Here is a 13210-nt window from a genome sequence, read left to right as displayed (position 1 = left end):
CTCAATTGCCCTCCGGGCGGTTCTCGAACAGGGTGGAGCGACGGCCGCGCAGTACGATGTCGAAACGATAGGCGCGCATATCCATGGGGATCGTCGCATTCATGTCGAGCGGCGCGATCAGCCGGCGGACGGCATCCTCGTCCGGAATCGTCTTGACGATCGGACACATCCAGATAAGCGGATCGCCCTCGAAATACATCTGCGTGATCAGACGCTGCTGGAAACCGTGGCCGAACACGGAAAAATGGATATGGGCCGGACGCCAGTCATTGACGCCGTTCGGCCAGGGATAGGCGCCGGGCTGGATCGTCTTGAACCAGTAGCCGCCGTCCTCGTCGGTGATGGTCCGTCCGACGCCGCCGAAATTCGGATCGATGGCGGCGAGATAGCTTTCCTTCTTGTGGCGATAGCGACCGCCGGCATTGGCCTGCCAGAACTCCAGCAGGGCGCCGGCGACACCCCGTCCGCGCTCGTCCAGCACGCGACCGTGGACCAGAATGCGCGGACCGATCGGCATTTCGCCGGGCGTGGCATAGTTGAGGATCAGGTCGTTATCGAGCGGGTTCAGCATGCCGTGACCGAAGACCGGCCCGGTGATCTCGCTCTTCGTGCCTTCCAGCGAAATCAACGCGCGCTGCGGCGAACGCAGGATCGAGGTCTTGTAGGACGGCGTATATGCCGGCGGATGGACGGCGCGGTCGCGGGCGAAGAACGGCGTGGTTTCGGGCGGACGGTTGGTCATGTCCTCTCCTCCGGTATCTCTGGTTGCGCTGCACCTACTGAACGTTCCGCCAGCGCAGCGCGCGCGATCTTGAAAGCGTGGTTTGCTGCGGGAACGCCGGCATAGATCGCCACATGCATCAGCGCTTCGCGAATATCGTCTTCGCTCGCACCGGTCTGAGCCGTGGCACGCACATGCATGGCCACTTCCTCGTCATGCCCCAATGCGGCCAGAAGCGCGATCGTCACCATCGAGCGCTCGCGCTTCGTCCAGTGCGTGTTCGACCAGACCGTTCCCCAGGCCGCTTCGGTGATCAGCGTCTGGAACGGCTGGTCGAAGGGTGTGGCCAGACCGCTCGCGCGGTCAACATGGGCATCACCCAAGACCGCACGTCGTGTCTCCATGCCTTTGAGATAGCGTTCGGACGGCGCGTCGTTCATCGTTTCGTCTCCGGCAAGGTCTTCAGAAAAGCAGCGACGGTCGCCGCATAGGCGTCCGGCTGCTCGATGCAGGGAATGTGGCCACAGTCGGACACCTGCGCGAACACGCTGCCCGGTATCAGAGCGGCCAGGGAGCGGACGAGATCGGGCGGTGTCGAGCCGTCCTGGTCGCCGGCAATGCAGAGCGTCGGCACCGCAATCCGCGGGGCGTCCTCGGTGAAATCTGCGTCGCGGATGGCAGCGCAGGTTCCGCAATAGCCATCGACCGGCTGACGCGCGAGCATTGCCCGGCACCCGGCATACAGCGCGTTGTCCGCGGTCCGGAAGGGGGCCGTGAACCAGCGCTCCATCACGGGATCGACCATCCCGTCCAATCCTTCTGACATGATCGCGGAAATGCGGGCGTCCCACATCTCCGGCGCGCCGATCTTGTGGGCGGTGTTGGAGAGCACGAGCGCTTGGACGAGATCGGGACGGCGGACAGAGAGCGACTGCGCGATCAGCCCGCCCACGGACAGGCCCCAGACGATGGCTTTCCCGACCTTGAGATGGTCGAGCAAGGCGGCAAGGTCGTCCGCATGCGTTTCGATCGTGTAAGGCGGCGTGCCGACACCGGACAGGCCGTGGCCGCGCTTGTCGTGCAGGACATAGGAAAAAGCCGGGCCGAGCGTCGCCAGTACGGCATCCCAGATGCGGAAATCGGTGCCGAGCGAATTGGCGAAGGCAATCACCGGCCTGTCATCGGCAAGGCCAGCCGGATCGAGGCCGACCGTCCGATAATGAAGTGCGGCATCGCCGACCTGCAGGAAATCCATCGCCTCACCCTCCCAAACGCGATATTGCAACGACGATCCGGTTCAGTAAAATGAGTTTTTGTCCTCAAAGGATAACCATACAGTTATGCTTGATAGCGTCGATCCCCGGATCAAGTTCCGCCACCTGCAAAGTTTCGTCGAAGTGGCGCGGCAGAAGAGCGTCAGCAAGGCCGCCGCCATCCTGCATGTCAGCCAGCCGGCCGTGACCAAGACGATCCGCGAACTGGAGGACATTCTGGGCGTCGCGCTTCTCGAGCGAGATGGACGGGGTGTACGCACGTCGAGCCATGGCGACGTCTTTCTCCGCCATGCCGGGGCGACCCTGACCGCCCTTCGCCAGGCGATCACGTCGGTCTCGCAGGAGACGATGCACCACGGACCGCCGGTGCGCATCGGCGCGCTTCCCACCGTGTCCGTGCAGATCATGCCACAGGCAATGGCGCTGTTTCTTGCCGAAAAGACCGGCAGCCCCACCAAGGTGGTGACCGGCGAGAACGCCGTCCTGCTCGAACAGTTGCGCGTCGGCGATCTCGACCTCGTCGTCGGTCGTCTGGCGGCCCCCGACAAGATGACGGGCCTGGTCTTCGAGCACCTTTATTCGGAACACGTCGTCTTTGCGGTGCGCGCAGGTCATCCGCTTCTTGCGGGTGGCGCCGATATCTTTGCCGGATTGCGCACCTGCCCCGTGCTGATGCCGACGCGCCAATCCGTGATCCGGCCGATCGTCGATCAGTATCTGATCGCCAATGGCGTGCCGACGCTGCCCACACAGATCGAGACGGTGTCCGACGCTTTCGGTCGCGCCTTCCTGCGCATCAGCGATGCCGTCTGGATCATTTCCGAGGGCGTCGTCGCCGGCGATATCGCCGATGGCGTCCTCGCCGCCCTGCCGCTCGACACGGTCGACACGCAAGGACCCGTGGGCCTGACCATGCGGGCGGACAGCTTGCCCACCCTGCCGCTCACGCTGTTGATACAGGCCATCCGCGCGACCGCATCCGCCGGGCGGACGGCTTTCGAACGGCATCGGACAGTTCGGACATGACGGGATAGTCGGCTCACGCCGAAACTCCGACACGGACGGCCCATCCGGCTGATACGAGCTTATCGCAAACGTTTCTGCTGCTCCCTCATGCAGCCCGTTGGCATTCAAGGCGCGCGGTCATGGCAGGTCGACGATTTCGACCCAGTTCGCGCCCTTGCCAACGGGATAGCGGCCATGTTCCGTCAGCGCGCCGGTCTTCCGGTCGATGGAATAGACCGAAAGCTTGTCGGATTTCTCGCCCGACGCGATCAGGAATCGACCCGCAGGGTCGATCCGAATGCCACGCGGTTGCTTCTCGGTGCCGACGCTGTCCAGCCGCTTCAACGCGCCGGTTTCGGGCGTGACCGCAAAAGCCGTAATGATGCTTGTCGAACGCTCGGTGGCATAGACGAAACGGCCATCGGGGGTGATGGCGATATCGGCAGCCCAGATCCGCGGGGGCGGCGCGACGGCGCTGGCAGGGGCCGGCGGTGGCGCCAGGGGCGCAGTGAACGGCGGCGGTGGCGGTGGGGCAACGCCCGGCTCCAGCGTCGAACCGGGCGGGAGGATCATTGCGGTATCCCTTTCGGTCAGCGTCCCCATGGACGCATCCAGTGTGTAGTGAATGATCTCGCCGGTGAGTTCGGTCAGAATATAGACGGACCGGTTGTCGGGCGAGACGATGATATGGCGCGGCCCCTGCCCCGGCTTGGTCTGCACGGATGCCGGATCGTTCGGTTCCAGCAGGCCCGTCTCGGCATTCAGCTTGTATTGAAGCACCGTATCGGACCCGAGATTGGTTGCGAACACGTACTTCCCGCTTCGGTCGGTGACGATGGCGTGCGCATTCCGCCCCGTCAGAACGACCTGCTTGGCGCCATCCTTGACCAGACCACCATATCCGACCGGCAGAGTGGCGATCTTGTTGCCGCCATAGGAGGCGAAGAACAGAAGCTTGCCCGCGGGGTCGATCGAGACATAGGGCATGCTGTCGGGAAGCGCGGCCGATGCCTTTTCCGTCAGGCTTCCGCTCGAAGGGTCGATCGCGTAGGTCAACACGCGGTACGGCTGGGATCTGACCACGGCATAGAGATGCGTCCGGTCCGGGCTGACGGTCATGGGCATGACCGCGTTGCCGGCCGCGACATCCCCGATCGCCGTGAGTGTGCCGCTCGCTTCGTCCATTTTATAGGCGTCGATCTTCCCCTCCGTCGAGGCGGAGACATAAACGAAGGTGTCAGCACGTGCGAGTGTCACGGGCGCCATCGAAGCGACGCCGATCGTGAAACAAAGGAATGCGGCTGGGCGGATCTTGGACATGGGCGTTCCTCGACGTTTGAAGGGATGAGCGTTCGCCGCCGCAGAAGAGCGCCAAAGTCTCTTCCGCCGACGGAGGTCGTCTGCAAGGCCTATGCCGTTGGCTGGCGCCCGTCTGTCAGCATGGCCTGAAAGTCGTAATAGCTCTGCTTGGGCTGCCGGTCGCGCGTCACCGGGTCCATGCCGACGAGGCCGAATTTCGGGTCGTAGCCTTCCGCCCATTCGAAATTGTCGATGAGGGTCCAGGCAATGTGTCCGCGGACGTCGGCACCCTGCTGCTGCGCCGCGCGAATTGCGGCGAAATGCTTGTCGAAGAAGGCGATGCGTTTCGCTTCGTCTGTTTCGGAGATGCCGTTCTCGGTGACGTAGATCGGCAGGCCGGGATAGTCACCGGCGGTGCGAAGCAGGAATTCCGTGAGTGCCTGCGGGTAGATCTCCCAACCGACATTGCTCTTCTCCAGATCGCCACGGACCTGGACGAACGGAAAGACGGGCACGCTGGCATCGTGCCTGTAGAGAAAGCGCGTGTAGTAGTTGATGCCGATCCAGTCGATCGGCGGGCTGATCGCCGGGAGATCATCCTGCCAGTTGGTCGGCAGATACGGCTCCAGGATATCCGTGACGCGCTGGGGATAGCGCCCCTTGATGGCGCCATCGAGGAAGAACCGATTGAAGATATCGTCTCCAAGAGCCGCCGCTTCGATATCCTCGGGCGTCTGGCTGTAGGGCTCGGCTTTCTCCATATTGACGACGATGCCGAGCTTGGCGCCCGCAGCTTCCTCGCGCATGGCGGAGATCCCGAGACCATGCGCCAGAAGAACATGATGCATGGCGCGTGCCGTCGCCCGAACATCCCTGTAGCCGGGTGCGTGCACGCCCATGAAATGGCTGAGCACGGTGATGCACCAAGGCTCGTTGAAGGTCGCGATGCTCTCCAGCCGATCGCCGAAATGCCGGCCGACCATGGCCGCATAATCCGCAAAGGCCTTGGTGGTATCGCGGTTCATCCAGCCGCCGCGATCCTGCAGGGCGCTCGGCAGGTCCCAATGATAAAGCGTGGCGAAGGGCTTGATGCCTCGCTCCAGCATGCCGTCGATCAGCCTGTCGTAAAAATCCAGACCGGCGCGATTGACCGTGCCGACCCCTTCGGGAAGGAGGCGCGACCAGGCAAAGGAGAAGCGATAGGCATCGAAGCCGGCATCGCGGATGAGGGCGAGATCTTCAGGCCAGCGATTGTAATGGTCGCAGGCGATGACGCCGGTATCGGCATTCCTCGTGTTGCCGGGTGTCGCGGCGAAGGTGTCCCAGATCGACGATCCCCGGCCATCCCTCTGGCCGCCTTCGATCTGATGTGCGGCCATGGCAACGCCGAAGACGAAATCCGGGCCGAAATCGGCGCGTTTGTGAGAAAACATGGTGCGCTCCCAAGTCTGGTACCGCCGTCGGCATCATCGGCACGACAGGCTCTCCAAGCCGATCCGTCAGACCAGCTTGTCATGATCGGCCGCCGCACGGACGGCCGAAGACAGTATCAAGCGCCGAAGGCATCCAGTGCCTGCAGCAGGCCGGCGGTGTATCCGTAGCAATAGGCGAAGGCGACACCCTGCGGGTCGCGGCCGGCAATCGCCGGTACATGATCCGGCATGATCATGTAGGGATAGCCGACCTCCTTGTAGACTTTCAGCGAACGCGCCATGTCCATGTCGCCCTCGTCCGGAAAGGTCTCCGTGAAGGAAAGCTTGCGACCGCGAATATTGCGGAAATGGAGGTTGAAGATCTTCTTCCGGCTGCCGAACCAGCGAATGACGTCTTCGATTTCCTCGCGCGGATTGTCGAGCATCTCGCCAACCGTGCCCTGGCAGAAATTGAGGCCGTGATAGGCGCTCTCCCGCATCGTGACGAATTTCTTCAGCCCATCCACCGTGCCCAGCACGCGCGTCACGCCCTTGTAGCCGGGCGGCGTGTAGGGATCGTGCGGGTGGCAGGCAAGACGCACGCGATTGGATTCGGCAACAGGCACGACGCGTTCCAGAAAGTAGTCGATCCGCTCCCAGTTTTCCTCTTCGGACAGGACGCCGGCAAGACCGGGGGCGGCGTTCTGATCGGTCTTGTCCCAGCGGAAGGACGCGTTGAGTGAGCCGCCCCGGCCCTTTTCGTCCGGCGTGCGGGGAATGCCGATCAGATTGAGATTGTATTTGGCGGCGGGAATGCCGGCTTTGGCCAGGTTTTCGATCAGCGCGCAGATCGCATCGATCTGCCGGTCGCGATTCGGCCCCGCCAGAAGGATGTCGGGATAGGTCGCCGTTTCGATGGGGCTCGAGGGCAACGGCAACTGGATCATGTCCAGGACAAGTCCGAAACTCTCGACTTTCTCGCGCAGCCGCGTCAGGTCATCGAGCGACCAGCGGTCGAGGGGACCATCCGGATCGGCGCAGATGTGGTTGACTCCGAGTTGCGACCAGACGCGATAATCATCGTCGTCACGCGCGGCAAGTTGCGTTCCTACATACATGTCATGCCTCCTAAATGTGGTATGACATAATATGAATTTCAGCTCTTGTCGAGGGCGCCGGGCATGCTCCCTTCAGCGTGCAAGACGCCGATATCGCTTCTGGCTTGCCACGAGATGGTCCCGCATCGCAAGCCGGGCCGCCTCAGGATCCTGATCGGAAATGGCGTCGAGAACACGTTCATGCTCGGCCAGGACACCCGCGAGATAGGTCTTGCTATTGGCATCGGGAAGCGTGGGAAACTGCCCGCGCGGAATGGATCGCTGGCCATAGCGATTGAGCGCTTCGGCGAAGTACCGGTTGTTGGTGGCCGTGGCGATGGCCCGGTGGAAGAGGAAGTCTGTCTCAACGGTCGGCTCGCTCAACTCGACCCGTCGCGCCATCTCGTGATGCGCCACACGAATAGCCTCCTCTTGCGAGGCAGAGCGCCTATATGCAGCAATTCCAGCAGCTTCCACTTCGACACCCATCCGGAATTCGATCAGTTCGAGCGTCTGCGGGACGCTTTCCAGCTCGATCGGGGTGAGGAGAACAGACGGCCGGCTGATGGCATCGGTCACGAACATGCCTTTGCCCTGAATCGGCGTCACCAGCCCCGCGGCGCGCAGTTCGGCGATCGCTTCGCGCACCACCGTGCGGCTGACGGAGAACTGCCGTTCCAGTTGCGGCTCTGTCGGCAGTTGCGATTTGGGCGGCAGGATTCCCGTCCCGATCTGGCGCTTCAATTCGTCGATCACACCCTGTGCAAGACGCGGTCTTCGGTTCGCTACCATCTTCAATGCCCTGTTCCCTCGCCCCTGGTGTCTCGCCCAACCGGTTATCACATTTTAAGACTTGCTATTGCGGCTTTCTCAAAATCGACATATTCATCATACGACATACCACGTGACTTACTAGATGATCTCCGGGAGGAATTTCGATGAAGCCTTTTTGTTCACCGCTTCTGGTGGGGGCGGCGCTTGGCCTGTCTCTCGGCAGCGCGACGGCCGTGGTGGCGGAGACCCCGAACGATCAGTTGATCATCGGCACCTCGCTTGCACAGGTCCTGTCCCTCGATCCCCAGCAGGGCACGGAGGTCAAGACGCAGGAGATTCTGGCGAATACGTATGATCGCCTCGTCTTTTCCGACCAGACGGATGGCTACAAGATCAAGCCGCAGCTGGCCGAGAGCTGGACCGTGGACGACAAGGGCATCACCTTCAAGCTGCGCGACGCCACCTTCACCTCGGGCAATCCCGTCACCGCGAAGGACGTGGTGTTCTCGATCGTGCGTCTCATGAAGCTCGATCAGTCGGCATCGACCAACTACAAGACAGCCGGCTACACCGCAGACAATATCGAGAGCCTCGTCTCCGCCGTGGATGACAAGACGTTCCGGATCGAACTGACGGACAAGGTCATTCCCGAGGCGCTGCTCTATCGTCTCGCCATGGGCGTTTCGAGCGTCGTCGACAGCGTCGAAGTCGAAAAGCACGTGAAGAACGGCGATTACGGCAACGAATGGCTGCGAACGACGGCCGCCGGTTCCGGGCCCTACACGCTGCGCCGCTGGACGCCGAACGACATCGTCCTGCTGGAAGCCAACAAGGACTATCGCGGCGGCGCGCCGGCGATCCGCCGCATCGTGATGCGGCACGTTCCCGAGAGCCAAGCGGCCCGCCTGATGCTCGAGCGCGGCGATATCGACATTGCCAATGCGCTGACGGCCGCCGACGTCAAGACCTTCGAAACGAAGGCCGGCTTTGTCATCGATCAGGTCAAGACCGGCGGTTACTACGTGCTGGCGATGAATGCCGGCCGAGAGGCTCTCGCCAAGCCCGAAGTGCGCGAGGCCATCGCCTACGGCATCAACTACAAGGGCATCGCGGATACGATCCTCGGCTCCTACGGCCGCTGGAGAAACGTGCCCGTTCCCGAGGACTGGGCAGGTGCGATCCCCAATCCCGACTGGTCGTTCCAGCCGGAGAAGGCCAAGAAGCTTCTGGCCGATGCCGGCTATCCCAACGGTCTGTCGCTGACGTTGAAGACGATTTCCCAGACGCCGCGCGTCGATATGGCGACGGCCATCCAGGCAAGCCTTGCCGAAATCGGCATCACGGTGACGATCCAGCAGGGCAATGGCGCGGATATCGTCGCGGCGCACCGGGCACGCGATTTCGATCTGCTCCTGCCGCAGACCGGCTCCTTCATGCCGACGGCGCTGGGCTCGCTCGACAATTTCGCGTCCAATCCGAACAATGCCAAGGAAGCCAACAATGCCGGCAACTTCGTCTGGCGCTCGGCCTGGGACATTCCGGACCTCAACGCGCTACGCGAGCAGGCAAACCGCGAACGCGACGATGCCAAGCGTCTGGACCTCGTCCGGCAGATCCAGGAAAAGTTCATCGCGCTGAAGCCCGCGGTCCTGCCGATGTTCGAGCGCTTCGAGCCGATCGTCGTCAGCGGGCGCGTAAAGGGCTACAGCGGCCACCCGTGGTCCCTGACCCGCGTCGAGGCCGTCTCCAAGACAGACGCCCCGTGATCAAGGCGATCGTTTCATGAAAGAGTTCACCCTCATCGAGCTCGGCAAGCGGCTCGGCCAGCTTTTGCTCAGCCTCTTCGTCCTGCTCGTCGTCACCTTCGTGATCGGTCGCATACTGCCGACCGATCCCGTCGGGGCGATCGTGGGCGAGCTGGCCGATCCCGCTGCCTACGAGGCGATGCGGGCAAGGCTCGGGCTCGACCTGCCGGTCTACCAGCAGTTCTGGCTGTACCTCACCTCGCTCCTGCACGGCGATCTCGGAACGGCGATCCTCACCGGCAACCCTGTGCTGCATGATCTGGCGCAGGCCTTTCCCGCGACGCTGGAGCTGGCGACGCTCGCCGTCATCCTCTCGACGCTCGTGGGCGTGCCCCTCGGCATGACGGCGGCGTTCTTCCGCGATACCTGGATCGACAAGTTCACGCGCGTCGTCTCGCTCGTCGGCCACTCGATCCCGGTGTTCTGGTTCGGCATCGTGGGCCTCGTGATCTTCTATGCGGGGCTGGAATGGGTCGGCAGTCCCGGCCGTGTGGATGTCTATCTCGAGGGTCTCGTCGAACCGCGTACCGGTCTTCTCCTGGTCGACAGTCTTCTTGCCGGCGACACCGAAGTGTTCTGGAATGCCGTCCACCACATCATCCTGCCCGCCTGCATCCTTGCCTATTCGGCCATGGCCTACATCACCCGCATGACCCGCAGCTTCACGCTGGAACAGCTGAACCAGGATTACGTGACCGCGGCGCGCGCCAAGGGTGCATCGACCATGCGGATCGTCACCGGCCATCTCCTGCCGAACATCGCGGTCCAGCTGATTACGGTCCTTGCGATTTCCTATGGCGGGCTGCTCGAAGGCGCCGTCGTCACGGAGATCGTGTTTTCCTGGCCCGGTATCGGCCAGTACATGACCAACGCCTTGATGACCGGCGACATGAACGCGATCCTGGCGGGTACTCTCATTATCGGATTGATCTTCATGCTCCTCAATTTCCTGTCGGATCTCGCCTATCTGGTGTTCGATCCCCGCACGCGCGAGGTGACGGCATGAGCACCGGCGACGTTCTCTCCCCTCCCCCGACGGCAGACGGCGTGACCACGCAAAGTTCGGCGAGCCGCTTTGCCGGCAGCCTGCGCACCTTCCTCGTCAAGCTGGCCGACGAGCCGCTCGGCATGTTCGGCTTCGCGGTTTTGCTCGTCCTCGTCATCGTCGCCATTCTCGCGCCGTGGATCGCGCCCTACAGCGCCACGTCGCAGGATCTCACCCAGGCGCTCCAGCCGCCGAGCTTCGCCCACTGGGCAGGAACCGACGAGTTCGGCCGGGATATTCTCTCCCGCCTGATCTACGGCACGCGGATCACCATCCAGACCGTGCTCGCCGTGTCGCTGATCATCGGGCCCATCGGCCTTCTGATCGGCATCGTCGCCGGCTTTGCCGGCGGGCGCACCGACGCGATCCTGATGCGCGCAACGGATGTCGTGCTCAGCTTTCCCTCGCTCATTCTGGCGCTGGCCTTCGCCGCAGCGCTCGGCGCCGGGCTTAACACCGCCATCATCGCGATCTCGCTCACCGGCTGGCCACCGATCGCGCGTCTGGCGCGGGCGGAAACGCTGATCGTGCGCAACACGGACTATGTGGCCGCGGCGAGGCTCTACGGCGCGTCGCGCACACGGCTTCTGCTGCTCTACATCGCGCCGATGTGCATCCCCTCCGTCGTTGTGCGGCTGACGCTCAGCATGGCCGGCATCATCCTCACGGCCGCCGCCCTCGGCTTCCTCGGGCTCGGCGCCCAGCCGCCCGCACCCGAGTGGGGCGCGATGATTTCCAACGGCCGCAAGTTCATGCTGGACAACTGGTGGGTCGCGGTCATGCCCGGTCTTGCCATCCTGATCACCAGCCTTGCCTTCAATCTCGTGGGCGACACCCTGCGCGACATATTGGATCCCCGCCATGCCCGTTGATCACCCCATCCTTGAGATCCGGGACCTCTCGGTTCGCTTCGGCCGGGCGAAGATCCCGGCCGTGAACGGCGTCAGCCTGACGGTGGGCGCCGAGCGCGTCGGCATCGTCGGCGAGTCCGGTTCGGGCAAATCGACGCTCGGCCGCGCCGTCATGCGCCTCCTGCCGCCGGCCGCCCGGATCGAGGCAGCGGCGATGGACTTCGAAGGCGCGCCGCTTCTGACGCGCAGCGAAAAGGCGATGCGCGGCCTGCGCGGCAACCGCATGGCGCTGATCATGCAGGACCCGCGCTATTCGCTCAATCCGGTCCTGACCGTCGGCAAGCAGGTGGCGGAAGCCGCGACGCTGCACCAGAAGATCAGCCGCAAGCAGGCCACTGCGCTGGCCGCCGACATGCTCGGCCGCGTCCGCATCGCCGATGTCGAGCGGACGATGGCGCTCTACCCGCACCAGATCTCCGGCGGCATGGGCCAGCGCGTGATGATCGCCATGATGCTGCTCTCCAAACCCCGCCTCGTCATCGCGGACGAGCCGACCTCGGCCCTCGACGTCAGCGTGCGCGGCGACGTACTGCGGCTGCTCGACGAACTGGTGCGGGAAAACGCCTCGGCCCTCCTGCTCATCAGCCACGACATCCGCATGGTCGCCTCGTTCTGCGAGCGGGTTCTGGTCATGTATCAGGGGCGCGTGGTGGAAACGCTGACGCGGCTCGAAGAGGCGAAGCATCCCTATACGCGCGGCCTGATCGCCGCCATGCCCGACCCGAAACATCCCGTCTCCCGACTGCCGGTTCTCGATCGTCGGGCCATCAACGAAGCCGGAGCAGCGCCATGATCGATGTCGAAAACCTCTCCGTCTCCTTCGGGCAGGGCACCGCCCGCACACAGGTCGTCAAATCCGTGTCCTTCTCGGTGCGCAAGGGCGAAACGCTCGGGATCGTCGGCGAATCCGGCTGCGGAAAATCGACTGTTCTGCGGTCGCTCGCGGGCCTCGATCGCCATTGGGAAGGTTCGATCCGCCTTGGCGGTGAACCCGTCGATCCCGATCGCCGGCGCGAGCAACTGCTGCTCGCCCAGATGGTCTTCCAGGATCCCTACGGCTCGATCCATCCGCGCCATCGCATCCAGCGGGTTCTGGCCGAGCCGATCCGCGCCATGGACAAGGGGCCGGGATGGGACCGTGTCGGCCCTGCCCTCCGCCAGGTCGGCCTGCCAGAGACGTTCGCGGACCGCTTCCCCCACCAGCTTTCCGGCGGCCAGCGTCAGCGCGTCGCGATTGCCCGTGCCCTGATGCTCGAGCCGGAGATCCTCCTCCTCGACGAACCGACGTCGGCACTCGACGTCTCCGTCCAGGCCGAGGTGCTCAACCTCCTCTGCGACCTGCGCGACGAACGCAATCTCACTTATGTCCTCGTCAGCCACGACTTGTCCGTGATCGCCCATATGTGCGACCGCGTGCTCGTCATGCAACGCGGCACCTTCGTGGACGAACTGACCAAGGACGACCTCCAACGCGGCATCACGCATCACGCCTATTCGCAGATGCTTTTCGAGGAAGCCGTCAACGGTCTCAGAACGGTAAACGAGGTTGCGCCCGTCCTGAACTAGGCAGATCGGCGATGGCTCAATGTTCAAGCTATTCGCGCTGTTCGAGCTCTGATGAACCGGAATGGATCGTGTCGCCCGATCGATCAGCATCCGCCGCATCTGTCTTGTGGCTTCCGGCAGGCGGGCGGCCACCGCCGATAGCCGCATCCGGGTTCCCAGCGTCCAGGCATCATCGGCCGTGAAGCGGGCGACGGTCCATGCTCGCTCCTACATGAGAAGGTCGGCGCATGTCCTATTATCCGGCTGGGTCACAATGGCAGCCACGAAAGTAACAAGCGGGCGACGGACCGAAATGTCAGAG

General features: G+C 63.4%; 13 protein-coding genes. 6 read left to right on the top strand and 7 right to left on the bottom strand.

Annotation, left to right across the window (positions count from 1 at the left end; all coding sequences use genetic code 11):
* Position 1: 1 nt before the first annotated feature.
* From pcaH to pcaD, 3 genes are read right to left on the bottom strand one after another with little or no spacing between them, the layout of a single operon-like run.
* Entirely contained in the window at positions 2-742 is a 741-nt protein-coding gene (gene pcaH, locus ASG39_RS20825) for a protocatechuate 3,4-dioxygenase subunit beta (protein ID WP_062596864.1), read from the bottom strand.
* Complete coding sequence (gene pcaC / locus ASG39_RS20820) at positions 739-1161, bottom strand: 4-carboxymuconolactone decarboxylase (RefSeq protein WP_062596863.1); 423 nt, start codon at positions 1159-1161, stop codon at positions 739-741. Before pcaC ends, pcaH begins: the two co-directional genes overlap by 4 nt.
* Entirely contained in the window at positions 1158-1976 is an 819-nt protein-coding gene (gene pcaD, locus ASG39_RS20815; protein ID WP_062596862.1) for a 3-oxoadipate enol-lactonase, read from the bottom strand. Before pcaD ends, pcaC begins: the two co-directional genes overlap by 4 nt.
* An 85-nt stretch (positions 1977-2061) precedes the next feature.
* Between pcaD and pcaQ the strand changes: the two genes are divergently transcribed.
* Complete coding sequence (gene pcaQ / locus ASG39_RS20810) at positions 2062-3021, top strand: pca operon transcription factor PcaQ (protein WP_062596861.1); 960 nt, start codon at positions 2062-2064, stop codon at positions 3019-3021.
* A gap of 117 nt (positions 3022-3138) precedes the next feature.
* Here the strand turns inward: pcaQ and ASG39_RS20805 are convergent, their stop codons facing one another.
* From ASG39_RS20805 to ASG39_RS20790, 4 genes are all read right to left on the bottom strand, one after another.
* On the bottom strand, positions 3139-4320 hold the full coding sequence (locus ASG39_RS20805) for a lactonase family protein (protein ID WP_156468227.1): 1182 nt from the start codon (positions 4318-4320) through the stop codon (positions 3139-3141).
* Between the two features lie 89 nt (positions 4321-4409).
* Positions 4410-5732 carry a GH1 family beta-glucosidase gene (locus ASG39_RS20800; protein WP_062596860.1) on the bottom strand — a complete coding sequence of 441 codons (1323 nt, stop codon included), beginning with the start codon at positions 5730-5732 and terminating at the stop codon, positions 4410-4412.
* A 116-nt stretch (positions 5733-5848) separates the two neighbouring features.
* The gene (locus ASG39_RS20795) at positions 5849-6829 is read right to left on the bottom strand and encodes a mannonate dehydratase (RefSeq protein ID WP_062596859.1); all 981 of its coding nucleotides are present in this window, start codon (positions 6827-6829) and stop codon (positions 5849-5851) included.
* Positions 6830-6901: 72 nt separating this feature from the next.
* Complete coding sequence (locus tag ASG39_RS20790; protein ID WP_162242469.1) at positions 6902-7606, bottom strand: FadR/GntR family transcriptional regulator; 705 nt, start codon at positions 7604-7606, stop codon at positions 6902-6904.
* A 140-nt stretch (positions 7607-7746) separates the two neighbouring features.
* On the opposite strand from ASG39_RS20790, the gene ASG39_RS20785 reads away from it, so the two are divergent.
* From ASG39_RS20785 to ASG39_RS20765, 5 genes are read left to right on the top strand one after another with little or no spacing between them, the layout of a single operon-like run.
* Positions 7747-9348, top strand: a complete 1602-nt coding sequence (locus ASG39_RS20785) for an ABC transporter substrate-binding protein (protein ID WP_062596858.1) — start codon at positions 7747-7749, stop codon at positions 9346-9348.
* A gap of 16 nt (positions 9349-9364) precedes the next feature.
* A complete protein-coding gene (locus ASG39_RS20780; protein WP_062596857.1) occupies positions 9365-10393 on the top strand; it encodes an ABC transporter permease in 1029 nt (342 codons plus the stop codon).
* Complete coding sequence (locus tag ASG39_RS20775) at positions 10390-11304, top strand: ABC transporter permease (RefSeq protein WP_082477405.1); 915 nt, start codon at positions 10390-10392, stop codon at positions 11302-11304. Before ASG39_RS20780 ends, ASG39_RS20775 begins: the two co-directional genes overlap by 4 nt.
* Complete coding sequence (locus tag ASG39_RS20770; RefSeq protein WP_062596856.1) at positions 11294-12136, top strand: ABC transporter ATP-binding protein; 843 nt, start codon at positions 11294-11296, stop codon at positions 12134-12136. The genes ASG39_RS20775 and ASG39_RS20770 overlap by 11 nt, the downstream gene beginning before the upstream one ends.
* Entirely contained in the window at positions 12133-12909 is a 777-nt protein-coding gene (locus ASG39_RS20765; RefSeq protein ID WP_062596855.1) for an ABC transporter ATP-binding protein, read from the top strand. The genes ASG39_RS20770 and ASG39_RS20765 overlap by 4 nt, the downstream gene beginning before the upstream one ends.
* Positions 12910-13210: the final 301 nt, after the last annotated feature.

Origin of the sequence: Rhizobium sp. Leaf371 (assembly GCF_001424045.1) — a bacterium.
Taxonomy (GTDB): domain Bacteria; phylum Pseudomonadota; class Alphaproteobacteria; order Rhizobiales; family Rhizobiaceae; genus Ferranicluibacter.
The sequence above is the reverse complement of the archived record's forward strand: the minus strand, read 5'-3'. Positions and strand labels throughout refer to the sequence as shown.